Origin of the sequence: Bradyrhizobium sp. AZCC 2289, assembly GCF_036924615.1 — a bacterium.
Lineage (GTDB): Bacteria > Pseudomonadota > Alphaproteobacteria > Rhizobiales > Xanthobacteraceae > Bradyrhizobium.
The window spans coordinates 3,754,691-3,778,085 of sequence record NZ_JAZHRY010000001.1; the positions used below are offsets into that span (position 1 = coordinate 3,754,691).

Sequence of the window (23,395 nt, forward strand, 5' to 3'; positions counted from 1 at the left end):
TTCCGATGATTGGTCTAGTGCTTGTGACCCATGGGCGCCTTGCCGACGAGTTCAGGGCAGCGCTCGAACACGTTATGGGTCCGCAGAAACAAATTGAAGCCATCACGATTGGGGCCGAGGACGACTCCGATTTGTGTCGAAGCGACATTATTGAGGCGGTCAACCGCGTCGATAGTGGCGATGGCGTCGCTATCCTTACCGACATGTTCGGCGGCACGCCCTCGAACCTGGCGATTTCCTGTATGAGCCGCCCGAAAGTGGAAGTGCTCGCAGGCATCAATCTTCCGATGCTGGTCAAGCTTGCCAAGGTGCGCGAGGAGCGGTCGCTTCCCGACGCCATCGCCATGGCCCAGGAAGCCGGCCGCAAATACGTCACCATCGCCAGCCGCGTTCTCGCCGGCAAATGAGCGACGAAGCCTCCCCCGAAAATGCAGTCGGGGCGAGCGTGCCTGCGGGCGCCGTTTCCCGCGAACTTCTCATCATCAACAAACGCGGCCTGCACGCGCGGGCTTCTGCAAAATTCGTGCAGATGGTCGAGCGCTTCAACGCCGAGGTCTGGGTGACGCGCGGCAACGAGACCGTCGGCGGCACCTCGATCATGGGACTGATGATGCTGGCCGCGGGACCGGGAACATCGGTCGTGGTCTCCGCGATCGGCCCCGAAGCCCAGGCCGCGGTCGATGCGATTGCCGAGCTCGTCGCCGGCAAGTTCAACGAAGAAGGCACGTGATCCTTCTTCGCTTGACGCGTTTTCTTCACGCGTACCGGCAACCATTTCGCTCGAAGACGTTTTGCCTAAAACGGATTCGTTGATCGCCTAAGCCTCGCCTATTTGGCCGGCGGCACCACGATGACGTTCCAGGCGGTGGCGGCACCTGCGGTCCCGTGGAAAAACCGGCGGGTCGTGATCACCATGCGTTCGCCGTTGGCCGCATGCTGCTTCATCCACGCCTCGCATTTTTCCAGCTTCCAGTCGCCGGCTTCGCAGATGCCGATAAAGCCCGATCGTTTGGCTTCATCGAGCGAGGTCAGGCCGGACGACCATGGCTCGTCCGGCGTCAGCGCGGCCGGATGATCGGGGCTGTAGAAGGTGACGGGCTGGCCGATATCGTCATAGGCCGCGACCACGGGCAACCGCGAATGAAACCGCGCGTGCCACTCCGTGGTCAGCTCACGGGCGAGTTCGGAGCGTGCGCGGAAACTCGCACCCTCATTGCGATGCTGGCTCACTTCGTAGGCGACGATCTTCGGCGAGGCCGCCAGCACCGCGAGCGTGAGCAGGAACCAGCTCGCCACCATCCGGAGCAGCGCGATCTGCCGCACGCGCAACCGCGGAACAGCGATCAGCGCCAGCGGCACCAGGAAGAACAGCGGGATGCCCCAATCGGTCTTGATGTAGATCTGGAAAATCACCGCGCCGAGCGGCGGCCCGATCGCGAGCACGGCCTGGATGACCCAGACATTGAGGGCCTGCGACGTCTGCACGCCGGAATTGGCCCCGCGCGACCAGAACGCGAACGATTTCCGCCATCGCGACGGCCAGCTCAGCGCAAGGCCCGCCAGCGCCACCGGCAACGCCAGCAGCGCGAGATTATGGCCGATATACCCCAGTGCGAGATTGTTGATTTCGGTGCGGTCGGCGATCGAATAATAGGATTCACCGGCATAGGTGAGCGGGGCGAAGTTCACCTGCATCAGCCAGGTGAAATGCGGGATCATCGCCACCGCAAGCGTCGCGATCGCAACCCACGGCGCCGGCGAGCGCAGGAACTGCAGGCGTGCGGGATGGATCAGCGCGGCAAGGCCGACCGCGCCGATCACCGTCAGCGCCCAGTATTTGGTCATCAGCGCCAGCGCGCCGGCAAGCCCAAGCCACAGTCCGGATTTCACACTGCGCTTCTCGAACGCATCCAGAAAGGCCAGCACCACCAGCGGCAGCGTAACCAGCTGCAGCAGGTCCGGATTGTACTTGAAACCCTTGAAGTTGAAGATCGGATACAGCGCGAGCATCACGACGACGAGGAACGCGCGGCGGTGGTCGACCACGCGCAGCGCGATCAGCCAGCAGATTACGAGGCCGCAGCCAAGCGTTGCCATCGCCAGCGCATAGGTCGCCCAGTCGGCGACCGGAAAGATCCTGAACCAGACGCCGGCGACCCATCCCGACAGCGGCGGATGCTTGCCGTAGCCAAGCAGGAACTTCTGACCCCAGCCGAACGCTTCCGCGACGTCCATATGGATGTCCTGGCCGGTCTTCAGATTGACCAGGATCACCGTCCACAGCGCGGCATGGACCGCGGCGAAGCCAGTGACCAGCCACAGGGCGGCTCTGGGATCGCTGGCGTGCGCGGCAAGCCACGCCGCCAGCCGCCGGATGGACAGTTTGCGGTTCGCGCGCGCGCCGGCGGGCAAAATTGATGCAGTCGACATGGCCCTGTGCGTAGCGCGTTTTCCGCACCAGTGGAATCAGCTTGGCGTGAAGATAGCCCCTTAAAATACAGCAATATGGTTGCCGCTTGGGGGCACCAATGCTATCCCGCGCCCCATGACCACCACTCCCATTTCCAACATCCGCAACTTCTCCATTGTCGCCCATATCGACCATGGCAAATCGACGCTGGCCGACCGCCTGATCCAGACCACCGGCGGCCTGACGGATCGCGAAATGGCGGGCAAGGAACAGGTGCTCGATTCCATGGACATCGAGCGCGAGCGCGGCATCACCATCAAGGCGCAGACCGTCCGGCTGAAGTACCACGCCAAGGACGGCAAGGATTACATCTTCAACCTGATGGACACGCCGGGCCATGTCGACTTCGCCTACGAGGTCTCGCGATCGCTGGCGGCCTGTGAAGGTTCCCTGCTGGTGGTCGACGCCAGCCAGGGCGTCGAGGCGCAGACGCTCGCCAATGTCTACCATGCGCTCGACGCGGGTCATGAGATCGTGCCGGTCCTCAACAAGATCGACCTTCCGGCGGCGGAGCCCGACAAGGTCAAGCAGCAGATCGAGGATGTGATTGGCATCAGCGCCGCCGATGCGGTGATGATCTCGGCCAAGACCGGCATTGGCATCCCCGACGTGCTGGAGGCGATCGTCACGCGGCTGCCGCCGCCGAAGGGCGACCGCGACGCGACGCTGAAGGCGCTGCTAGTCGACAGCTGGTACGACGTCTATCTCGGCGTCGTCGTGCTGATCCGCGTGGTCGACGGCACCATGAAGAAGGGTAGCCGCATCCGCATGATGGGCACCGATGCGGCCTATGACGTCGAGCGCGTCGGCTTCTTTACGCCGAAGATGACGCAGGTCGACGAACTCGGCCCCGGCGAGATCGGCTTCATCACCGCCGCGATCAAGGAAGTCGCGGATACGCGCGTCGGCGATACCATCACCGACGACCGCAAGCCGGTCACCGACATGCTGCCGGGTTTCAAGCCGGCCATTCCGGTGGTGTTCTGCGGCCTGTTCCCGGTCGATGCCAACGATTTCGAAGTGTTGCGTGCCGCGATGGGCAAACTGCGCCTCAACGATGCGAGTTTTTCATTCGAGATGGAAACCTCCGCCGCCCTCGGCTTCGGCTTCCGCTGCGGCTTCCTCGGGCTGTTGCATCTGGAGATCATCCAGGAGCGCTTGTCGCGCGAATTCGATCTCAACCTGATCGCGACCGCACCGAGCGTGATCTACAAAATGCATCTGACCGACGGCCAGGAAATCGAGATCCACAATCCCGTCGACATGCCCGACGTGGTCAAGATCGCCGAAATCCATGAGCCGTGGATCGAAGCCACGATCCTGACCCCCGACGAATATCTCGGCAGCGTCTTGAAGCTCTGCCAGGACCGCCGCGGTTCGCAGAAGGAGCTGACCTATGTCGGCTCCCGCGCCATGGTGAAATACGATTTGCCGCTCAACGAAGTCGTGTTCGATTTCTACGACCGCCTGAAATCGGTCTCGAAGGGTTATGCCTCGTTCGACTACCACCTGACCGACTACAAGCCGGCCGATCTCGTCAAGATGCAGATCCTCGTCAACAACGAGCCGGTGGACGCATTGTCGATGCTGGTGCACCGCACCCGCGCCGAAGGCCGCGGCCGCGCCATGGTCGAGCGGATGAAGGAGCTGATCCCGCCGCACATGTTCCAGATTCCGATCCAGGCTGCGATCGGCGGCAAGGTGATCGCCCGCGAAACCGTCCGCGCGCTGCGCAAGGACGTCACCGCAAAGTGCTACGGCGGCGACATCACGCGTAAACGAAAACTTCTGGAGAAGCAGAAGGAAGGCAAGAAGAAGATGCGGCAGTTCGGCAAGGTCGACATCCCGCAGGAAGCCTTCATTGCCGCGCTCAAGGTGGATAGCTGAGCGACGGGAGTTCTGCAGTTCCGGCGTCTATCCATTGTGGCTCAGCCGAATTAATTGAAACTTTGAGCGTAACATGTTACGCTCAAAGCATGACCACCACCCCGAAAAAGCCAAAGTCCCTTACCCCGCGACAGCGCATGGCATCGCGCCGCGAGCGGCTGCGCGCGCAGGGGCTGCGGCCGGTGCAGCATTGGGTGCCGGATTTGCGCGATCCGAAGGTGCTCGCGGCCATCCGCCGGGAGGCTAAGCTGATGGCGCAGCATCCGGAAAACGATGCCGTCGATGCGTGGAACGAGGCGGCTTATGACTGGAGCGCCTGGAAGTGAAGCGCGGGGATGTCGTGCTGGTGGTGGTTCCAAGCGAGCCAGGACGACCAAGACCCGGAGTGATCGTACAGGCTGACGAATTCAATGAAGACCTTTCGACGATCGTCATCTGTCCCTTATCGTCAGACCTCCAGGACAAGTTGCGGCTCAGACCAATAATCGAAGCCACACCGTCAAACGGTCTTCGCCTTCGCTCGCAGATCATGACGGACAAGATGATCGCCCTGCGCCGTGACCGGGTTCGGAGCGTCATCGGCCATATTGATACGGAAACATCCGAACACCTCGATCGAGCGTTGCTGGTAGTGCTCGGGCTGGCGCGGTGACAAAGCCGTCCGGGCATTCCCACCCGTCTTGATCGGTAACCGCGGATAGGCCACCATTGCATTTGCGCCAAAACAGAAAATTCAACAATGCGAGGACGCGCATGACCAAGCATCTCGGTTTCGACCTCGTTGAGCGTGCGCGGGCGCTTGCGCCGTTGATCGCGCGCGACGCCGACGAGATCGAGCGGACGCGGCGACTGACGCCGGCGGTGACGCAGGCCTTGATCGAGAACGAGCTTTATCGCGCGCTGCTGCCCAAAAGCTTGGGCGGTACCGAGGCGCCGCTCGAAGCCTTCATGCAGATGCAGGAGGAAATCGCCAAGGCCGACGCCTCCACGGCGTGGTGCCTCGGCCAGTGCAGCGTCTGCGCCATGACGGCGGCCTATCTCGATCCCGATGCCGCCAACGAGATCTTCAATGTCGCGCCCGGCATCCTCGCCTGGGGTGCGATCGCCCATGAGGTGCAGGCGGTGCCCGGCGGCTACAAGGCCAGTGCGCGCTGGGATTTTGCCTCCGGCTCCCGGCAGGCGAGCTGGCTGGGGGCCCATGTCCGGGTCGTCGAGGCCGACGGCACCCAGCGTAAGAAGGCGGACGGTTCGCCGGAAATCCGCACCATCCTGTTTCCGGTGACCAGCGCCACGATGTACGACGTCTGGGACGTGATCGGACTGAAGGGCACCGGCACCGATTCCTATTCGGTCGACAATCTGTTCATTCCGAACAAATTCGCGGCCCTCCGCGACGTGCCCTCGGCATTGCGCGAGCAGGGACCGCTCTACAAGCTCACCACCAACATGGTGTTCAGCATGGGTTTTGCCGCGACCTCGCTCGGCGTCGCACGCGCCATGCTGGATGCCACCATCGAGCTGTCGCGCGGCAAGACGCCGCAAGGCCTCAAGGCGATGCGCGAAAACAACGCGGTGCAGGGCAAGATCGGACGCACCGAAGCCAGCCTGCGCGCGGCGCGCGCCTATCTCTACGCCACCGCCGCCGAGGTCTGGCGCGAGCTTGCGCGCGGCGAGCCCATCACCGAGGAGCATCGCATCGCGCTCCGCATCGCCGCGACCTGGACCATCCATCAATCGGCCGCCGTGGTCGATACCGCCTATCACATGGCCGGCGCTACCGCGGTATTCGCCGCCAACGAGTTCGAACGCCGTTTTCGCGACATGCACACCATCGCGCAGCAGATCCAGGCGCGCGACACCCATTACGAGGATGCCGGCAGGGCAATACTTTCGGCTAATCTCGCCACGCCTCCCACGACGCGATGAGGCCGAAGCAAGCGGGTAACCGCATCGGGGCCATGCGCTCCCCGCAGTGCTACCGAGACCATAATTGGCCTTGTTGTTAAACAATTTCTGGGAGTCTGCGGAATATTCGCTTCGTGGAGCTCCGGATTCCCCATGTTCAAGATTCGATCGATCGCTGCCCGACTGATCCTCGCCATTTCGCTGACGGTTGCGGTAGCCTGCGCCATCCTCGGAAGCTTTTCGATCGCCCAACAGCGCTCCCTGACGCGGCTTGCGCTCGACCAGCAGCTGAAGCTGCAATATGACAGCGTCATCGCCGCCGTCGACTATGAGGGGCGGGCCGCACTCGCAGTCAGTTCCGTGATCGCCGCGCTGCCGCCGGTCGGCGAGGCCATTGCCAAGGGCGATCGCGACGGCCTTGGCGCGCTGCTCGGCAAGGCCATGGAGTCGATGAAGGCACAAGGAATTCCGCTGATCTCGTTCTGGCAGACTCCGGCAGTCGCCTTTTACCGCGTCCATGCACCGAAGGTGTTCGGCGATGACGCCTCCGCGCGGCGATCCACCGTGGTGGAAGCGAACAAGACCGGCAAACAGATTGTCGGCGTCGAGCCCGGACGTGAGCAGCTTTCCATCTTCGGCCTGACGCCGATCATGCGTGACGGCAAGAGCTTTGCGAATGTCGACGTTGGTGCGGCCTTCGGCAAGGAATTCGTCGACCGCGCCAAGAAGCGCTTCGGCATCGACCTTGCCGTGCACTCGTACGAAGGCAAGGCCTTCAAAAAACTCTCGTCGACGTTTGGCGACAGTGTGGTCGCCACCCAGGACGAACTCAAGGGCGTGATGGATGGCGCGGCCTTGCGCCGCGATGCCTTCCTCGACGGCCATCCCGCTGCGCTCTATCTCGGGCAGATCAGGAACTATGCCGGCCAGCCGGTCGCGGTGCTGGAGATCATCAAGGATACGACCGAGTATGAGGCGGCCGCGGCGGCCTCGCAGCGCAATCTGATCCTCGGCACCGTCGCGATCCTGGCCGGTGCGGTGTTGCTGGCTTTTCTGCTCGGGCGCGGCCTGTCGCGTCCGTTGACGGCGATCACCGCGGTCATGAACCGCCTGTCGAGCGGCGACACCACGGTCACGATTCCCGGCAGCGAGCGTCGCGACGAACTCGGCACCATGGCGGGCGCGGTCGACGTGTTCCGCCGCAACATGCTCGAGGCAGGTTCGCTGCGCGAGGCGCAGGAGGCCGACAAACAGCAGGCGGAGCTGGAGAAGAAGGCCCTGCAACGCCAGATGGCGGACCGTTTCGAGGCCGACGTCAAGGGCGTGGTCAATGCCGTCGCCAAGGCGACAAAGGACATGCAGCGGGTGGCGGGCGAGATCACGGCCAGCGTCGATGGCACTTCGCAACGCGCGGCCGCTGCGGCCGCCGCCTCCGAAGAAGCCTCGGCCAGCGTCAGCACGGTCGCCGCCGCCACCGAGGAGCTGGCGTCGTCGGTCACCGAGATCGGCCGTCAGGTCACCCATTCCAGCAGCGTTGCCGATAACGCCGTGGTCAAGGCCGGACAAACCACCGAGATGGTCGGCAGCCTTGCCACCGCCGCCGAAAAGATCGGCGATGTGCTGCGCCTGATCGGGGCAATCGCGAGCCAGACCAATCTGCTGGCGCTCAATGCGACGATCGAGGCCGCACGCGCCGGCGAAGCCGGCCGGGGTTTTGCCGTGGTCGCGTCCGAGGTCAAGGAGCTCGCCAGCCAGACGGCGAAGGCAACCGAGGAGATCGCCGGACAGGTCGCCGCGATCCAGTCCGCCACCGGCCACTGTGTGACCGCGATCGGCGGCATCAGCGACACCATCCGGGAGATCAGCGGCATCGCCACCACCATCGCCGCAGCCGTGGAGGAACAGGGTTCAGCGACGCGCGAGATTGCGCGCAGCGTGCAGCAGGCTGCCGCCGGCACCGGCGAAGTCTCGGTCAACGTCGCCGGCGCCAGCCAGTCCGCCGACCAGTCGCGCGCGCTGGCCGACAACGTCCGCGCCGCGACCGGCGAACTCAGCCAGCAGGCCAATGCGCTGTTCGAGAGCGTCGATAGCTTCCTGGCCGGCCTGCGCAATGCTGCATAGAGCGGAAATGATTTTCGGTTGAATCTGGTGTCCGCGGCCTAGCGTCACCTCTCCCGCTTGCGGGGGAGGTCGTATCGCATCGATAGATGCGATACGGGTGGGGGAAACTCTCTCCACACGAACAGTCTGACTCGCGGCGGCACCCCCACCCCAACCCTCCCCCGCAAGCGGGAGAGGGAGCGCAGGCCGGCTTTCGCCGGCGAAGCAATTGCCCTGGTCTGCGCAACTTTCTTTGGAATGCGCGGACGAAGTGGAATGAAGAAGCCGGTGACCAAGAGCGCGGCAAGGAAACCGCGCGCGGGAAGTTCAAATCCCGCGGTCGAAGCCGTGTTCGGCGCCCATCCCCGGTCGGTCAAGGCCAAATTGCTGGCGCTGCGCCGGCTGATCTTCGATACCGCGAAAGCCACAAAAGGCGTCGGCGCGCTGCAAGAAACCCTGAAATGGCGGCAGCCGAGTTATCTCACGCCTGAGACGAAGAGCGGCAGCACGATCCGGATCGACCAGGTGAAGCCGGACGCCGGCCAGGTCGCGGTCTATTTCAATTGCCAGACCAATCCGGTCGAGACGTTTCGCGAGCTTTATCCGGAGCTGAGTTTGCCGGCAACCGCAGCATCCTGCTCAACGCCGGCGACAAGCCCCCGCAGCCGCGCTGCGCCACTGCGTGCCGCCGGCGCTGACCTATCGTCTGAACAATCGGAAGACGCGGCGCTCCCGCCGATCGGCCGTCTGCGGCTCAAATTCCGCATCGCAGCGACATGAAGCGATGTGCCGATGGGCGACATTGCGTGTCGAAGAGGTCTCCAACTGATGCGACGCTCGAATCCCGCCGGCACTGATATGACCGTCACAGAAAACACAGCGTAGGCTCTCGATCGCAGGGCAAAAGGACCCCGATCACCAATAATCGGACCGTCACCAGTTCTTGAATGTCGGCTCGATGCACCCCCCGCAGACCCAAGGAAAGGACCAATCGGCCGTACGCTTGGCACTGTCGGGAATGTACTTGCTCCAGGCATCCGCTCGGACCGGATTGATCGACTGCCAAACGACATCAAAGGTCCCGGAAGAATTTATTTTGCCTATCATGACTGGCTTGGAAAGATGGTGATTAGTGTTCATCACAACCTCGAAGCCGCTCGGCGCCTTGATCCTTTGACCGTACATGGCCTGCCGGACCGCATCCACGTCGGTGGTGCCCGCCTGGACAACGGCTTGCGCCCACATCCGGAAGCCAATGAAGGTGGCTTCCATCGGGTCATTTGTGATTTTGTCTCGTTGCTCGTTGAAGTCCGCCCACATTTTCACGAACACTTCGTTTTCTGCCGAGTTGATCGACTGGAAGTAATTCCAGGCCGCCAGGTGCCCGACGGGGGCGATGTCCTCGCCGAGCAATTCGCGCTGGCCGATGGAGAGAGCCATGACTGGAATTGCGTTGGCGTCTACCTGTTGGGCTTCGAGTTCCCTATAGAAATACGTATTTGCATCTCCGTTAACGGTCGATATGACCGCGGTCTTTTTTCCCTCCGAACCGAAGGCTTTGATCCTCTCGACGATCTCTTGCCATTCGGAATGGCCGAACGGCGTATAAATCGTCGTAATGTCGTCTGGCGATACCCGCTCTGCGGAAAGATACGCGCTCAAGATTCGGTTGGTCGTGCGCGGATAGACGTAGTCAGTACCGAGCAGAACCCATCTGCGGACTTCGCCTCCTTCCTTGCTCATCAGATATCGAACAGCCGGAATTGCCTGCTGATTCGGCGCGGCCCCCATGTAGAAAATGTTGCGCGAGCTTTCTTCACCCTCGTATTGCACTGGGTAGAAAAGCAGGCCGTTCAATTGCTCGAAGACCGGCAGAACGGACTTACGGGAGGCGGAAGTCCAGCAGCCGAACACGACCGCGACCTTTTGCTTCGAAAGTAGTTCCCTGGCTTCTTTCGCAAAGGCGTCCCAATCAGACGCGGGATCAACGATCACCGGTTCCAATTTCCGTCCCAGCAGCCCACCTTTCCTGTTTTGGTCGGCTATCAGCATGAGAACCGTGTCCTTGAGTACCGACTCGCTGATTGCCATGGTGCCTGACAGAGAATGAAGAATTCCGATTTTGATGGTGTCTTCGCCCGCGTGAGCCGCCGAAACGACGAGCACGAGCCACAAACCGAACAACCTTGGCATGACACCTCGTAGCGTGGAAGTTGATTTCATGTCGCTGCCCCGACCAACTCGAAAATGCGGGTTCCCTTTGTCATGCCCTTGGCAATGACCGACTCGAGGGGTCTGAACTGAAAGCAATGTTGAGCCCGCAAGTAGACGCCTTCACTCACAAGGATCGCGGTCCCAAACTCCTTGTTCAGACCTTCAAGGCGCGCTGCCAGATTCACCGTATTGCCGAGAGCCGTGTAGTTCATGCGCTCGATCGAGCCGAGGTTGCCGACGACGGCCTCCCCGACATGAATGCCAAACCGGGTGAAGAATGGCGTCAGGCCTTCAGCTTCGAACTGAGCGTTGAGCTTTTCGCACGCCATTCTGCCCGAAAGGACTGCGCGGCAAGCCCGCTCGATATGGTCGGGCTGTGGATTGGGTGCGTTCCAGAACACCATCACGGCGTCGCCAATAAACTTGTCGACTGTTCCGCCTTCGGCGAGGAAAGCCTCTGTCAGCACGGAGAAATACCGCGACATTTGGCGCATGAGCATGTCGGGGTCGGCTGCCTCGGCGATAGTCGCAAAATCTCTAACGTCGGTGAAGACGACGGTAACCTCCGCTCTGACTCCGCCAAGCTCAGTGGATACGGATTTGTCCATCACCCCTCGGACGATCTCCTTGGGGACGAAGCGCGCGAACGACCGTATGGTGCGCTGCGCGAGATTCACCGCACTGCCAAGTTCGTGAATTTCCTTAATGCGTGATGCGACCGGCGAGGGGGTGGGCTCGGCCAGCTTCTGGAGTTTAACTGCCTCAGCCGTTATGCTTTTCAAGGATCGTGACATTCCGGTACCAAATATCCAAACGACCGGAATAAACGCAGCACCAGCAATAATTGCGAGGATTAGTCCAGCGAACTGCAGCCTGCGAACATTTTGGACAAAGTCTCCTTGGGCCGCCAGCAACAATATGTTGGCGTTGTGCTGCTCGCCCAGAGTGAATTTCGCTAACCTGAACAGGTAGCCGTTGCCCTGGTCGTCACGGATATTTCCGTCGTATTGGTCGCGGCCATGCGACCCTCGCAACACAGCCGCTACAACCCCCGAGTTGATCCCCTTGATGTTGGGCATTTGCGGTCGGGTTGGATGTGTCATCGCGCCGGTAGCGAATTGTGCAAAATCGGGGTGGGCGATGAGCGAGCCGGTCGAGTCGAGAATCAAGACGATACCGTGCTCTCCAGGCCGTTGCGCCTGGACGAAATCGCTGAAAGTGTCGAGCTTGAGATTGGCGGCAACGACGCCCGGCACCTTGCCCCGCAGGGGTGCGCTAATCGCAATCACCGGTGCGCGGATTCTAAACGAAAGATAAGGCGATGAGACCAGCGATCGGTCGGCTTTCATCGTCTCGCGATACCAGGGCCGCTTGCGGGCGTCGTATCCGTATTTCCATAGATCCAGTTGTCCAACCTCGTTGCCCTGCCGATCTTCGAAAATTCGTCGCATGGGCAGTTCCCCACCGGGGCTGGGGCGGACCAAAGTGATGGCAATATCAGCGCGAGGTGTCGCACGTAACTTCTCGCGCTGCTCCTCGTTGAGGTCACCGGTTCGCCGCACCTCCAACGAAGCGCCATTTTCGAAGCCGGCAATGATACTGTCCATTTGGGGCAGTTCCTGCAGTGCGGCTTTAAAAAGTGCGATCGCAGGGCCGATCTCGGTCGCTTCATTTGAATCGGCTACGCTGGAACTGGTTGCCAGCACACGCACCAACGACGCTATAGCGGTTATCTCCGTCTGAAGACGTCCCAACGCCTTCGCGCTGGTCGCGTCCATATAGGCAGACGCAGCTTCCTGCGTTGCAGAATGAAGAGCCCGGACCTGAATAGCAATCAGCAGCGCGGCCAGAGCGACGATAAACACCATCACCGCGGAGGTGATTGAGGTTCGAAATGTCAACATCCACCGGTCACTTGGCCGCATAGGTGCTTTGAGTTCAATCTCCTGCAAAATATCGCTTGCTGCCTTAGGTAATATTGCGGCCGCTCCGCAGAGTTGGGACGGGTCGTTGCACAGCCACGATGCATCCTCAGCACGGACGGCGCTTGTACGTGGCTGCTCGATTGGGGCCAATCGTGCTCCAGACTTTGGTGATGAGAGTCGAGCACAAGGCCGCGCCAGCTGTGTATCTTGAGCAAAAACAACCTGCGCAGCGATTTGTTCGTGACTTCGGGGGACAGGCTCCCAAAGTTCGTGGCTTCTTGTTTGCTTGAGGTCCGCTTGGGGTCATGCGCGATCGCGGCGTGCCAGCGGCAAGTTCGGCCATGTCTGTTATGCCGCCGAAAGCGGAAATAAATTCAGAGCAATAGCGGCTCCCGAGGGGCCATTGCGGATTGATGGCGCCGCCATGGACGTGATTCAGGCTCGCATCAATCCGAATTTGGCCGCACGCTAATGAGCCCGCTCCCCGACGACCCCCGCCGAGGCTAAACTCATTCGCTCCATCCATCTCGTGTGCGCGTTTTGCACCTGACGGGCAAATCACTGCCCGTCGGGCAAAAACCCGTCCAGTCCCTCCGATAAAAATATTTCCCTTTCCCCGTCGGGCAAATCAGCGCTACCAGCTCGCCCCGTCCTTTCCCGGCAAGAGGGGCGTATCGCGATCGTCACGAACGCGGGATGGGATGCGGTGGACGCTGCAGCGTCGGCGCGAAACGGTGTCGCAGGGCGAGTCTCTCGTGAGCGATCAACCGGCGCGCAGGACGAACGGCGCTGATGCGTACGGCAAAACCGTGTGGTCCTGGCACCCGTTGCTGGTGTCAAGTCGGTGGAGGTTTTGGTCAGCCCAACCGGGCGCGACAAAGCCTTTAATTCGCCGATGACGGTGACAAGACGAATTCGTCGCCGGGTAGAGCGCGGCATAAGTCGTCAAACCATTGTGCGGGGGATGCCGGAGTGTTTCCGCTGAACCTGTATGCTCGTGTGCGTTTCTTTTGTGCGCTTTGCACACGAGACCGCGGGTGCAGCGCGCACCCGGCATTCCCTGCTCCCTCTTCGAGGGAGAACGTTCGTGCAAAACTTCGGGCGCTCCGTGCCGCGAGATCGCGAAGACATGCATATTCAGCTCTTTGAAACTCGAATCGGAAATTCTACCCGCGTCGTCCCGGCCTTGAGCCGGGACCCATACGCCGCGGCCTATCGGTGAGTGCGCTGGCGTTAGATACCTTCCGTAACATGACCGCCGCAGCGTATGGGTCCCGGCCTTCGCCGGGACGACGCAGAGAGCGCACGGCACCAGCGCGCTACACCCTTGGTCGTTGTTCGTGAGGTATGACCTCTACACCATCAAATACCCCCGCAGCGCCGGCAAAAAAGAAGATCGCAATGATGCCGTTCTCGATCTCGACTACCTTACGCCACCAGCGCCGCTTCGTCTTCAGCCCCCGCGCCGCTCTGCGCCTTCAAGAGGTTGACGATCTCGGCATTGGGCCGCGCGTGGCTGAACAGGAAGCCCTGTCCCTCGTGGCAACCCTCGTCGCGCAGGCAGCTGAATTCGGCTTCGGTCTCGACCCCTTCAGCCGTGATCGTCACCCCGAGCCCCATGCCAAGGCTGATGATCGAGCGTACGATCGCCTGCGCATCGCGGTTGGAGCCGAGGTCACGCACGAACGACTGGTCGATCTTGATCTTGTCGAACGGAAAGCTGCGCAGATAGCTCAGGCTGGAATAGCCGGTGCCGAAATCATCCATCGAGATGCGAACCCCCAGCGACCGCAGCGCGTGCAGCGTCGCCAGCACCTGGCTGCTCTTTTCCAGCAGCAGCGTCTCGGTGATCTCGAGCTCCAGCCGCCTGGCGGGCAGCCCGGACTGCTTCAGCGCGTCCATCACCACCGACAGCAAATTGCCGACCCTGAACTGCAGGGGCGACAAATTGACCGCAACGCGGACGTCGTCGGGCCATTGCACGGCATCCATGCAGGCACGCTGCAGCATCAGCCCGCCCAGCGCGTTGATCAGGCCGGTCTCTTCGGCAACGGGAATGAATTCGGCCGGCGAGATCATGCCGCGTTCGGCATGCGGCCAGCGCACCAGCGCCTCGCAACCGGTGATCCGTCCGGTGGAGAGATCGACCAGCGGCTGGTAGTAGGGCCGCAGCACGCCGTTCTGGATCGCGTCGCGCAGGTCGATCTCGATCTTGCGGCGGGTCTGGGCACGCGCATCCATTTCCGCCTCGAAGAAGGAGAAGGTGCCGCGAAAATCGTTCTTGGCGCGGGACAGCGCCATGTCGGCGTTCTTCAGGAGTTTTTCGGACTCCTCGCCGTCGCCGGGCGACACGGCAATGCCAATGCTGGCGCCGATGACGACGGAATGGCCGTCCAGCAGATAGGGGTCGCCGATCGCCTCCAGCAGGCGCCGCGCCAGCAACACCGCGTCCTCGGGGCGCGTCACCCCGCTTTGCACGATCGCGAATTCGTCGGAGTTGAGGCGCGCCAGTATGTCTTCCTCGCGCAATGTCGATCGCAGCCGCTTGGCGACGCCGCGCAACAGCTTGTCGCCGATGCCGTGGCCGAGCGTATCGTTGACCGCCTTGAAATTATCGAGGCCGAGCACCAGCACCGCGGCCTTTTCGGCGCCGCGTCGGGTGTGCAGCAGGATGTCGTCCATTTGCTGGCGCAGCAGATTGCGGTTCGGCAACCCGGTCAAGCTATCGTGCTGGGCCATGAAGGCCAGCCGCGCCTCGGCGCGCTTGCGCTCGGTGATGTCCATCAGCGCCAGCAATATGGCCGGCTGATCGCCATGGACGAGCTGGCGCGAATAGATCGCCAGATCGATCAGCGCACCGTCGGCCCGGACATGCTTCCAGGTCCGCGCCGTCTGCTCGTCGCTGGAGTGGTCTCCGGCCCACGGCAGCTCGCTGTCGAAGGCCTGCAGGTTGCGGATCGTCAGCTTCTCGAACTCGGCGCGGCTGTAGCCGTAATGCTCGACGGCGGCATCGTTGACGCCAAGGATGCGTTCGCCATCCAGCGCGCAGACGATCATCGGAACCGGATTAGAGTCGAACAGCAGCCGGAACGAGGCCTCGCGCTGCTTCAGCTCGGTGATATCGACGCGCAGACCGATGACGCCGCCGTCCTCGGTCAGCCGCTCCTCGATCAGGATGACGCGGCCATCGGCCAGGGTCTGCTCATGACGCTCGCCGGGCTGGTAGAGTTTTGTAAGCCGTTCGGCGATCCATTCTTCCTCGCGGCCGATCGCTTCCGGATAATCGCCGCGCTCGACGCCTATTCGGATGGTGTCCTGCAGCCGCGCGCCGTGCTCGAACAGGTCCGAGCTGCGGTTGTAGATTTCCGAATACTTCTTGTTCCAGAGGATGTAGCGGCCTTCGGCGTCGAGGAACACGATGCCTTGCGGCAGGATGTCGATCGCCTCGCGCAGCCGCTCGTGCGATTTGCGTGCCTCCGCAATCGCAGCCTCCACCTCGGCGCGCTTGCGCACGATCTCGCCGATCTCGCCGGAAACACGCCGGCCGCTGCCGGATAGCTTCGGACTGGGTTTTGCCGGCCGGCCGGGAATGCGGGCGATCGCCCTATGCTTCGTTCTCTTGGTTGTCTTTGGCCGAATTATCGGCATTGCCACGCCCCACTCGCATTCTGCGTGCAATGTTCTCCGATAAGTGTCTGAAAAAATGGTATCTCTTGCCGGTTCCACCGATCCGGCAGCCGGCCTCGGCTGCCCGTTAAAAGGGCGAACTCGCGTCATGCGTGTGGTCTCGCACGAGGCCGATCGCGCCGGCAGCAACGACACAAGGCAAAATCGCAGATTGCCGGTGACGGGTATGCGACATCAGGTGCGCCTGCACAATGAATGCGCGGAATCCGACGTCGCGCATGAATATTCGCCAATGACGGGCAGGGTTATCGAATGGTTAAGAACCGTCGGCGGCCGCCCTACTTTAGTTGATCTCGATGCGCGTATTGCGAGGTCCGTTGCGCTGGACCAATGCGAACAGCGCCGCCGCGTGCGCAGGACGCAGCCTGACGCAGCCGTGCGAGGCAGGACCGCCGAGCCGCGCGAGTTCATTGGTGCCGTGAATGGCGAAGCCGTAATAGAAGAAGATCGCGTGCGGCATCGGCACGCTGTAATATTTGCGCGAGAAATAATACCGCGCCATTTCCATGCTACGCTGGTGCCAATAGAGTGACCCCATGACGCCCCGCCTGGTTCTGATCCTGCTGAGCTTATCGGTCTTGTTGTTCAGTGCCGGCACGGCGTCGGCGCAGGACAAGGGCAGCGTCAATCCAAAACCGTTGCCGCCGCTGGCCAATCCCAACGATCCCAAGATCGGCGCCAGGGAATTGTTCGCACGCAAGGTGTTGCCGGCGGCGATGCCAACGCGGGTGATCGGCTCCTATGCCAAAGGCTGCCTTGCGGGCGCCGAGCAGATGCCGCTCAATGGCGACACCTGGCAGGTGATGCGGCTGTCGCGCAACCGCAATTGGGGCCATCCCGACATGATCGCGCTGTTGAAGCGGTTATCGGTCAAGGCCCACAAGGATGCCGGCTGGCCCGGAATATTGGTCGGCGACATCGGCCAGCCGCGCGGCGGCCCGGCGTTGAGCGGCCATGCCAGCCATCAGATCGGGCTCGATGCCGACATCTGGCTGACGCCGATGCCGGATCACATGTTGTCGCGGGAAGACCGTGAGGAGATGTCGGCGGTCATGATGGTGCGCGACGACCGGCTCGATGTCGATCCGAAGGTGTTCACGCCCGGACATGTGCTGGTTCTTCGCGACGCTGCGCAGGAGCCGAGCGTGCAGCGGATCTTCGTCAACGCCGCGATCAAGAAGGCGCTGTGCCGCGAGGCCAGGGGTGACCGGAGCTGGCTTTCCAAGATCAGGCCGTGGTGGGGCCATGACTATCATTTCCACATCCGCATCAAATGCCCGGCCGGCAATACGGAATGCCAGGGGCAGCCGTCACAGTCGGAGGACGAAGGCTGCAAGCCCGCCGACCTCGCCTACTGGTTCAAGGATTCGATCATCCATCCGAAGCCTGAAACCAAGCCGTCGAAGCCGCGGCCGCCGATGACGATGGCCGCACTCCCGGCCGCCTGCAAAGCGGTGCTGGCCGCGCCGGACGCCAAGCAATGAACTCTTCGTCAGCCCGCTATCCCCGCAGCGCCGAAATGCGCTACTATTGCCCGACGCCGCGCCGTAAGCGCGCGTCACGACAGGGGCGCTGGCCCCGCCTTCAAATTTCAATCAAAAGCCACATCCGCGCGGCATGTCCGCGCTTGGGGTAGGCAATTTAGAGGGATTCGTCATGCGCCTCAGTGCACGTAACCAGATCAAGGGCACCGTCGTCGAAGTGAAGAAGGGCGCGACCACCTCGCATGTCCGCGTCGACATCGGAGGCGGCCAGATCGTGACCTCCTCCATCACCAACGAAGCCGTCGACGATCTCGGCATCAAGACGGGTAGCAAAGCCACCGTCGTGATCAAGGCCTCCGACGTCATGATCGCGGTGGACTGACATGCGCGCACCCTTGCTTGCCGCGTTGCTGCTGCTCGGCGCCGTCCCCGCCTGGGCGGCGGAAGAACCGAGCGGCTGCGACAAGTTCAAATGGCCGATCGAGCGGGAGCGTGCGGCGCTGACCGCACCGGATCGGGCGAAGCTTGCGTCGGGCGGTGAAATCGCGGCATTGCCGTCAACCGGCGTGACGCTGGCGCTGGCTGCGCCCGCTGACGCCAAGCTGCCGACGCCGCCCGAGCGGGCGCCCAAGGAGGGCACCTTCGCCGGCTTTACGAGCGTCAAGACGGCCCCGAAGGCCGGTCTCTACACCATCAGCCTTTCCGCCGGCGGCTGGGTCGACATCGTGCAGGACGGGCATTTCGTGAAGCCAAAAGCCTTCAGCGGCGCCACCGATTGCGAGGGCATCCGCAAGACCATGAAATACGAGCTTTCGGCGAGCCCGTTCGTGCTGCAGGTCAGCGGCGCCAGGGAAAATTCGATCTCGATTGCGATCCTGCCGACGGAGTAGGCAAAGGAAGGCTTTACCCAAGGCCCGGGCCTGATATTGTTTCCGGCTAGCGATATCCTGATCGACCGTAAGTCGCAGGAAATGGCCGGAACGGCGCTTCCGCCTGTCGTACCCAGACCGAACCAATGCCTGATTTGCTCGCGCGAAAGCGCCAGCGAACACGCACGGAGCGCCACGATGCATCGTCTATCCGGAATTTTTGCCGCCCTCGTCATCCTGCTAGCGGCGGCCCACGCGCCCGCCGCTGCGGAGGACAAGACCCTCACCGTATTCGCCGCCGCCTCGATGAAGAACGCGCTCGACGACATCGACGCCGCCTACACCGCCAAGACCGGCATCAAGATCCCGGTGAGCTATGCCGCCAGCTCGGCGCTCGCAAAGCAGATCGAACAGGGCGCGCCGGCCGACGTGTTCGTATCCGCCGACACCGACTGGATGGACTACGCCACGGCCGGGAAGAACATCAACGAACCGACCCGGGTCAATCTGCTCGGCAACAGCATCGTGCTGATCGCCCCGAAAGATTCCAAAATCGACAATGTGACGATCGGGCAAGGCTTCGACCTGGCGAAGCTCGCCGGCGACGGCAAGATCGCCACCGGCGACGTCAAGGCCGTTCCGGTCGGCAAATATGCCAGGGCGGCGCTGGAGAAACTCGGCGCGTGGCAAGCGGCCGAACCGAAATTCGCGATGGCCGATAGCGTGCGCGCGGCGCTGACGCTGGTCGCACGCGGTGAAGCCGCCCTCGGCATCGTCTATTCGACCGACGCCAAGGTCGAACCCGGTGTCAAGATCATCGGCACCTTCCCCGCCGACTCCCATCCGGCGATTATCTACCCGGTGGCGGCGACGACGACCGCGAAAGCGGAGACCGCCGACTATCTCGCCTTCCTGCGCTCGTCGGCCGCAAAAGCCATTCTGGAAAAATACGGCTTCAAGTTCCTCGTCAGCCCAACGACCTGATGTTCGATATCTCGCCGACCGAATGGACGGCGATCCTGCTGTCACTGCGGGTCGCCATCATCGCAACGCTGGTGGCGACGCCGTTCGGAATCGGACTGGCGTGGCTGCTGGCACGGCGGGATTTCTGGGGCAAATCCGTCCTCGATGCGCTGATCCATCTGCCGCTGGTGCTGCCGCCTGTGGTCACCGGTTATCTGTTGCTGCTGACCTTCGGCCGCCGGGGCCTGGTCGGCGCGTGGCTTGCCGACCATCTCGGCATCGTGTTCGCGTTTCGCTGGACCGGGGCCGCGCTCGCCTGCGGCGTGATGTCGTTCCCGCTATTGGTGCGGCCGATCCGGCTGTCGATCGAGGCGATCGACCGGCGATTGGAGCAAGCGGCCGGCACGCTCGGCGCCGCGCCCTGGCAGGTGTTCGCGACCGTGACATTGCCGCTGGCGCTGCCGGGCGTGCTGGCCGGCATGGTGCTCGGCTTTGCCAAGGCGATCGGCGAGTTCGGCGCCACGATTACCTTCGTGTCCAACATTCCCGGCGAAACCCAGACCATTTCGTCGGCGATCTATTCGTTGATCCAGACGCCGGACGGCGACACCGCGGCGGCGCGGCTGGTGGTGATTTCCATCGTGATCGCGATGGGCGCCTTGATCGCCTCGGAATGGTTCGCGCGCCGCGCCACCAAACGCCTGCACGGGAATTGACCATGCTGCGCGTCGACGTCACAAAAAAGCTCGGCGAATTCTCGATCGAAGCGTCCTTTGCCAGCGAAGGCCGCGTCACCGGCCTGTTCGGCGCTTCCGGCGCCGGCAAGACCTCGCTGATCAACATGATCGCCGGCCTGCTGAAGCCCGATCGCGGCATCATCTCGATCGATGGCGAGACGCTCGACGACGTCGCCGCGCGCGTGCACGTGCCGCCGCACCGGCGCCGCATCGGCTACGTGTTCCAGGATGCGCGGCTGTTTCCGCATCTCGATGTCCGGCAGAATCTCGACTATGGCCGGCGCATGAACAAGCTCGCCGAGGATCCCGCACAGCGCGCGCGCGTCACCGACCTGCTCGATATCGGCGGCCTTCTGGACCGCCGCCCCGGTCAGCTCTCCGGCGGCGAACGTCAGCGCGTCGCCCTCGGCCGCGCGCTGCTGTCGAAGCCACGGCTGCTGCTGCTGGACGAGCCCTTGGGCTCGCTGGACGAAAGCCGCAAGGTCGAGATCCTGCCCTATCTGGTGCGGCTGCGCGACGAGGCCCATGTGCCGATGGTCTATGTCAGCCACGACGCGGCCGAGATGCGCCAGCTCGCCACCCAGATCGTGATGGTGCGCAACGGACGTGTCAGCGCGTTCGGCGGCGTGAAGGTTTTGTCGGGTGGTTCGCCGACATGAGGCTGTCGTTTCGCAGACATCATTGACCGCCGGCGAATGCCTTGACGAGACGGTACAGATATTCGCCGCCCTCAAAGAACGATTTGACGGGAATGCGCTCGTCGCGGCCGTGCGCGCGCGATTCAGCGACGTCGCCCGCCAGTCCCGAATGACCGTAGGTCGGTATGCCGGCATTACGAAGATAGCTGCCGTCGGTGGCGCCGGCGCTCATCGTCGGCAACACCACCGCGCCGGGCCAGAATTCGGCCGACAGTTTTGTGATCGGTCCGATGACTTCGTCGCTGAGAGCGGAAGGTTCGCTGAGCGTCGGCGGATCGATCTGCGTCACAACGATCTGATCGTCGGCCAGCACGCGTTCGAGCGTTGCCTTGACCCCGTCGATCGGCTCGCCGGGCATGACCCGGCAATTGACCTTGGCGGTCGCCAGCGGCGGCAGCGCATTGATCGCTACCCCACCTTCAAGCAATGTCGCGACGCATGTCGTTCGCAATTGTGCGTTGAGGCCCGGATTGGCCGAAAGACGCACCACCGGCAACGAAGTGGAGTCGGTTTGTCCCGACAACACCGCGCGCAAATCGTCGGCCACCTGGCCGCCCTCCATCTGTGCGGTACGTTCGAAATAAACCCGGGTCGTCTCGTTCAGGTTCACCGGAAAGCTGAAGGCCGAAAGACGGGTCAATCCCGCAGCCAGCCGGTAGATCGCATTGTCCTTGACCGGAACGGCGCTGTGACCGCCCTTGTTCTTGACCGTCAGCGCGTAGCTCACCGAGACCTTTTCACTGGTCTGCACCGAGGTGCGGATCGGCTTGCCGTCCTTCAGCCCGACGCCGCCGCCTTCATTGAGCGCGAATTCGGCATCGATCAGGTCGCGGTGGTTTTTCAGCAGCCATTGAATGCCGAGCGCATCCTTTGTCCAAAATCTCTTCGTCGGTCTCCAGCGCCACGATGATATCGCGGTCCGGCTTGTAACCCTCCTGCCGGTAACGGATGAGATTGGCGATGAAGGAGGCCGCCATGTATTTGTCGTCGCCGCTGCCGCGCGCATAAAAATAGCCGTCCTGCTCGGTCAGTTTGAACGGGTCGGTCGACCAGTCCTCACGGCTGGCCGGGACCACATCGATGTGAGCCACCAACAGGATCGGTTTGCGCGCGCCGGTGCCGCGAAGGCGCGCGACCAGATTGCCCTTGTGCGGCGCCGGGGAGAAGGCGTGGACATCGGCATCGGGAAAACCCGCGGCACGCAAGCGTGCGGCCATGGCTTCGGCCGCCTTCGCGGTGTCGCCGGTCGCCGTCACCGTGTTGATCTCGATCAGCTCCTTGTAGATGTCCAGGGCGCGCTGCTGGTTGGGGTTGAGACCTTCGGTGGCCGCCTGCCCGGGCGTCGCCAAGGCAACTGATAAGGCCGTCGACAACAGCGCCATCGCACACAGCAGAGCAAAGCGACGCGGCCGCCACCCTAAATCCGAACCGGAAATCCAACGCATCTCATCCACCCTTCAATTCGATTGGCCCAAAACTATTTCGAGTCTTTTGCGGCAACGACCTCGATCTCGACCAGAAATCCGGGATTGGCCAGTGCGGCGACGCCGACAACCGAACGCGCCGGCAGATTTGGCTGCGTGCCGCCGAAGAACTGGGTGTATCCCTCCATGAAGGCCTTGAAGTCCATCGGCGCGCGCGCGTCGTGGACCAGAAACACCTGCATCTTGACGACGTCGCCGATGCCGAGCCCCTGCCCTTCAAGGATCGCCTTGATCTTGTTGAGCACACCGACCGTCTGGGTCCTGGTGTCGCCATAGGCCTGCGGGCTGGCCGGGTCGGCGTCTTTGTTGACCAGGGGCGGCACCTGACCGCTCACGTAATAAGTGACGGCGTCGCCGGATACCCGCACCGCCTGGGCGATCGGAAATGTCGAATTGGGAATCGGATAACGCACGATCTCGGCTTCAACGGCGCTTGAGCCGAGCAGCAAGGGGGCCAGCGCGAGCATTGCATGTTTCATCTTCGTCTCCCCCTGATGGCGATCATTTCTCCGGCCGAGCCAGCTTGACATCCTCGGCGCTGACCGCGTCCCGGTATTCGTTGCCAAAATGCGTCCGGACATAATTCACCACGGTGGCGACCTGGGCATCGCTCATCATCGCGCCGACCGGCGGCATCGCCCGCTGGCCCCGGACCACGACATGAACCGGATAATTTCCGGCCTCGAGATTGCTGTCTTTCGCGAGCGACGGATAGGTGCCGGCGCCAACCGCGCCTTTGCCGTCCGGCATGTGGCAACCCTGACACGCGCTCGCGAACAGCTCTTCTCCGGTCGCTTCGGTAAATCTGAACCCCGGACTCAGCGCCGGCGGCCGCGAACGCGCTTCCTCGTCCGCGTGCGCCGCAGGTGCTGCCAGTGACGTCATCCCGACGCCCAGCACGACGGCGAGGAGAAAATGGCTGTGCGGCTTCGTCGCATTCGATTTCACGGGTGTGGTCTGGATTGGCAGCAT

23 protein-coding genes are annotated in these 23,395 nt (G+C 62.5%); 14 read left to right on the forward strand and 9 right to left on the reverse strand.

From position 1 onward, the window contains the following. Positions 1–5: 5 nt before the first annotated feature. Positions 6–407 (forward strand): PTS sugar transporter subunit IIA, encoded by a 402-nt coding sequence (locus tag V1289_RS17950; RefSeq protein ID WP_021076632.1) that lies wholly within the window; start codon positions 6–8, stop codon positions 405–407. Beyond that, positions 404–730 (forward strand): HPr family phosphocarrier protein, encoded by a 327-nt coding sequence (locus V1289_RS17955; protein ID WP_334398124.1) that lies wholly within the window; start codon positions 404–406, stop codon positions 728–730. Before V1289_RS17950 ends, V1289_RS17955 begins: the two co-directional genes overlap by 4 nt. Positions 731–828: 98 nt before the next feature. On the opposite strand, the gene V1289_RS17960 is transcribed toward V1289_RS17955, so the two are convergent. After that, the gene (locus V1289_RS17960) at positions 829–2,430 is read right to left on the reverse strand and encodes a glycosyltransferase family 39 protein (RefSeq protein ID WP_334398125.1); all 1,602 of its coding nucleotides are present in this window, start codon (positions 2,428–2,430) and stop codon (positions 829–831) included. Between the two features lie 115 nt (positions 2,431–2,545). Between V1289_RS17960 and lepA the strand changes: the two genes are divergently transcribed. The 6 genes from lepA to V1289_RS17990 all read left to right on the forward strand — a co-directional run bounded on the left by lepA (position 2,546) and on the right by V1289_RS17990 (position 9,142). Next, entirely contained in the window at positions 2,546–4,357 is a 1,812-nt protein-coding gene (lepA, locus tag V1289_RS17965) for a translation elongation factor 4 (protein ID WP_334398126.1), read from the forward strand. 89 nt (positions 4,358–4,446) lie between these two features. After that, on the forward strand, positions 4,447–4,683 hold the full coding sequence (locus V1289_RS17970; protein WP_334398127.1) for an antitoxin MazE family protein: 237 nt from the start codon (positions 4,447–4,449) through the stop codon (positions 4,681–4,683). Next, positions 4,680–5,009 carry a type II toxin-antitoxin system PemK/MazF family toxin gene (locus V1289_RS17975; RefSeq protein WP_334398128.1) on the forward strand — a complete coding sequence of 110 codons (330 nt, stop codon included), beginning with the start codon at positions 4,680–4,682 and terminating at the stop codon, positions 5,007–5,009. Before V1289_RS17970 ends, V1289_RS17975 begins: the two co-directional genes overlap by 4 nt. A gap of 101 nt (positions 5,010–5,110) precedes the next feature. Then, entirely contained in the window at positions 5,111–6,283 is a 1,173-nt protein-coding gene (locus V1289_RS17980) for an acyl-CoA dehydrogenase family protein (RefSeq protein ID WP_334398129.1), read from the forward strand. A 132-nt stretch (positions 6,284–6,415) separates the two neighbouring features. Beyond that, a complete protein-coding gene (locus V1289_RS17985) occupies positions 6,416–8,383 on the forward strand; it encodes a methyl-accepting chemotaxis protein (RefSeq protein WP_334398130.1) in 1,968 nt (655 codons plus the stop codon). A 255-nt stretch (positions 8,384–8,638) separates the two neighbouring features. After that, the gene (locus V1289_RS17990) at positions 8,639–9,142 is read left to right on the forward strand and encodes a DUF1801 domain-containing protein (RefSeq protein WP_334398131.1); all 504 of its coding nucleotides are present in this window, start codon (positions 8,639–8,641) and stop codon (positions 9,140–9,142) included. A 153-nt stretch (positions 9,143–9,295) separates the two neighbouring features. Here the strand turns inward: V1289_RS17990 and urtA are convergent, their stop codons facing one another. From urtA to V1289_RS18010, 4 genes are all read right to left on the reverse strand, one after another. Continuing rightward, the gene (urtA, locus tag V1289_RS17995) at positions 9,296–10,585 is read right to left on the reverse strand and encodes an urea ABC transporter substrate-binding protein (RefSeq protein WP_442896024.1); all 1,290 of its coding nucleotides are present in this window, start codon (positions 10,583–10,585) and stop codon (positions 9,296–9,298) included. Beyond that, the gene (locus tag V1289_RS18000) at positions 10,582–12,651 is read right to left on the reverse strand and encodes an adenylate/guanylate cyclase domain-containing protein (protein WP_334398132.1); all 2,070 of its coding nucleotides are present in this window, start codon (positions 12,649–12,651) and stop codon (positions 10,582–10,584) included. The genes urtA and V1289_RS18000 overlap by 4 nt, the downstream gene beginning before the upstream one ends. 1,278 nt (positions 12,652–13,929) lie before the next feature. After that, entirely contained in the window at positions 13,930–16,149 is a 2,220-nt protein-coding gene (locus V1289_RS18005) for a putative bifunctional diguanylate cyclase/phosphodiesterase (RefSeq protein ID WP_334398133.1), read from the reverse strand. A gap of 322 nt (positions 16,150–16,471) precedes the next feature. After that, positions 16,472–16,726, reverse strand: a complete 255-nt coding sequence (locus tag V1289_RS18010; protein ID WP_334398134.1) for a L,D-transpeptidase — start codon at positions 16,724–16,726, stop codon at positions 16,472–16,474. Here V1289_RS18010 and mepA point away from each other — a divergent pair. The 6 genes from mepA to modC all read left to right on the forward strand — a co-directional run bounded on the left by mepA (position 16,725) and on the right by modC (position 20,900). Then, a complete protein-coding gene (gene mepA, locus V1289_RS18015) occupies positions 16,725–17,672 on the forward strand; it encodes a penicillin-insensitive murein endopeptidase (protein ID WP_334398135.1) in 948 nt (315 codons plus the stop codon). The genes V1289_RS18010 and mepA overlap by 2 nt on opposite strands. A 172-nt stretch (positions 17,673–17,844) precedes the next feature. After that, on the forward strand, positions 17,845–18,054 hold the full coding sequence (locus V1289_RS18020; RefSeq protein WP_334398136.1) for a TOBE domain-containing protein: 210 nt from the start codon (positions 17,845–17,847) through the stop codon (positions 18,052–18,054). A 1-nt stretch (position 18,055) separates the two neighbouring features. Beyond that, positions 18,056–18,562 (forward strand): hypothetical protein, encoded by a 507-nt coding sequence (locus tag V1289_RS18025; RefSeq protein WP_334398137.1) that lies wholly within the window; start codon positions 18,056–18,058, stop codon positions 18,560–18,562. Between the two features lie 177 nt (positions 18,563–18,739). Then, the gene (gene modA, locus V1289_RS18030; protein ID WP_334398138.1) at positions 18,740–19,525 is read left to right on the forward strand and encodes a molybdate ABC transporter substrate-binding protein; all 786 of its coding nucleotides are present in this window, start codon (positions 18,740–18,742) and stop codon (positions 19,523–19,525) included. Further along, on the forward strand, positions 19,525–20,220 hold the full coding sequence (gene modB, locus V1289_RS18035) for a molybdate ABC transporter permease subunit (RefSeq protein ID WP_309180264.1): 696 nt from the start codon (positions 19,525–19,527) through the stop codon (positions 20,218–20,220). The genes modA and modB overlap by 1 nt, the downstream gene beginning before the upstream one ends. Before the next feature lie 2 nt (positions 20,221–20,222). Then, positions 20,223–20,900, forward strand: coding sequence for a molybdenum ABC transporter ATP-binding protein (modC, locus tag V1289_RS18040; protein ID WP_334398139.1), 678 nt, complete (start codon positions 20,223–20,225; stop codon positions 20,898–20,900). A gap of 19 nt (positions 20,901–20,919) precedes the next feature. Here modC and V1289_RS18045 read toward each other — a convergent pair whose 3' ends face one another. Genes V1289_RS18045 through V1289_RS18060 form a run of 4 tightly spaced genes read right to left on the reverse strand, consistent with a single transcriptional unit; the run spans position 20,920 to position 23,395 of the window. Then, positions 20,920–21,852, reverse strand: coding sequence for a M20/M25/M40 family metallo-hydrolase (locus tag V1289_RS18045; RefSeq protein ID WP_334407531.1), 933 nt, complete (start codon positions 21,850–21,852; stop codon positions 20,920–20,922). Then, the gene (locus V1289_RS18050) at positions 21,737–22,384 is read right to left on the reverse strand and encodes a M20/M25/M40 family metallo-hydrolase (protein WP_334398140.1); all 648 of its coding nucleotides are present in this window, start codon (positions 22,382–22,384) and stop codon (positions 21,737–21,739) included. Before V1289_RS18050 ends, V1289_RS18045 begins: the two co-directional genes overlap by 116 nt. A gap of 32 nt (positions 22,385–22,416) precedes the next feature. Continuing rightward, complete coding sequence (locus tag V1289_RS18055; protein WP_334398141.1) at positions 22,417–22,902, reverse strand: RidA family protein; 486 nt, start codon at positions 22,900–22,902, stop codon at positions 22,417–22,419. A 22-nt stretch (positions 22,903–22,924) separates the two neighbouring features. Further along, on the reverse strand, positions 22,925–23,395 hold the full coding sequence (locus V1289_RS18060; RefSeq protein WP_334398142.1) for a c-type cytochrome: 471 nt from the start codon (positions 23,393–23,395) through the stop codon (positions 22,925–22,927).

What these genes read in the sequence shown, in the direction of transcription:
- V1289_RS17950 (WP_021076632.1), top strand. Translation starts at nt 6, where the DNA reads ATGATTGGTCTAGTGCTTGTGACCCATGGGCGCCTTGCCGACGAGTTC.
- V1289_RS17955 (WP_334398124.1), top strand. Translation starts at nt 404, where the DNA reads ATGAGCGACGAAGCCTCCCCCGAAAATGCAGTCGGGGCGAGCGTGCCT.
- V1289_RS17960 (WP_334398125.1), bottom strand. Translation starts at nt 2,430, where the DNA reads ATGTCGACTGCATCAATTTTGCCCGCCGGCGCGCGCGCGAACCGCAAA.
- lepA (WP_334398126.1), top strand. Translation starts at nt 2,546, where the DNA reads ATGACCACCACTCCCATTTCCAACATCCGCAACTTCTCCATTGTCGCC.
- V1289_RS17970 (WP_334398127.1), top strand. Translation starts at nt 4,447, where the DNA reads ATGACCACCACCCCGAAAAAGCCAAAGTCCCTTACCCCGCGACAGCGC.
- V1289_RS17980 (WP_334398129.1), top strand. Translation starts at nt 5,111, where the DNA reads ATGACCAAGCATCTCGGTTTCGACCTCGTTGAGCGTGCGCGGGCGCTT.
- V1289_RS17985 (WP_334398130.1), top strand. Translation starts at nt 6,416, where the DNA reads ATGTTCAAGATTCGATCGATCGCTGCCCGACTGATCCTCGCCATTTCG.
- V1289_RS17990 (WP_334398131.1), top strand. Translation starts at nt 8,639, where the DNA reads ATGAAGAAGCCGGTGACCAAGAGCGCGGCAAGGAAACCGCGCGCGGGA.
- urtA (WP_442896024.1), bottom strand. Translation starts at nt 10,585, where the DNA reads ATGAAATCAACTTCCACGCTACGAGGTGTCATGCCAAGGTTGTTCGGT.
- V1289_RS18005 (WP_334398133.1), bottom strand. Translation starts at nt 16,149, where the DNA reads ATGCCGATAATTCGGCCAAAGACAACCAAGAGAACGAAGCATAGGGCG.
- mepA (WP_334398135.1), top strand. Translation starts at nt 16,725, where the DNA reads ATGACGCCCCGCCTGGTTCTGATCCTGCTGAGCTTATCGGTCTTGTTG.
- V1289_RS18010 (WP_334398134.1), bottom strand. Translation starts at nt 16,726, where the DNA reads ATGGGGTCACTCTATTGGCACCAGCGTAGCATGGAAATGGCGCGGTAT.
- V1289_RS18020 (WP_334398136.1), top strand. Translation starts at nt 17,845, where the DNA reads ATGCGCCTCAGTGCACGTAACCAGATCAAGGGCACCGTCGTCGAAGTG.
- V1289_RS18025 (WP_334398137.1), top strand. Translation starts at nt 18,056, where the DNA reads ATGCGCGCACCCTTGCTTGCCGCGTTGCTGCTGCTCGGCGCCGTCCCC.
- modA (WP_334398138.1), top strand. Translation starts at nt 18,740, where the DNA reads ATGCATCGTCTATCCGGAATTTTTGCCGCCCTCGTCATCCTGCTAGCG.
- modB (WP_309180264.1), top strand. Translation starts at nt 19,525, where the DNA reads ATGTTCGATATCTCGCCGACCGAATGGACGGCGATCCTGCTGTCACTG.
- modC (WP_334398139.1), top strand. Translation starts at nt 20,223, where the DNA reads ATGCTGCGCGTCGACGTCACAAAAAAGCTCGGCGAATTCTCGATCGAA.
- V1289_RS18050 (WP_334398140.1), bottom strand. Translation starts at nt 22,384, where the DNA reads ATGCGTTGGATTTCCGGTTCGGATTTAGGGTGGCGGCCGCGTCGCTTT.
- V1289_RS18055 (WP_334398141.1), bottom strand. Translation starts at nt 22,902, where the DNA reads ATGAAACATGCAATGCTCGCGCTGGCCCCCTTGCTGCTCGGCTCAAGC.
- V1289_RS18060 (WP_334398142.1), bottom strand. Translation starts at nt 23,395, where the DNA reads ATGCTGCCAATCCAGACCACACCCGTGAAATCGAATGCGACGAAGCCG.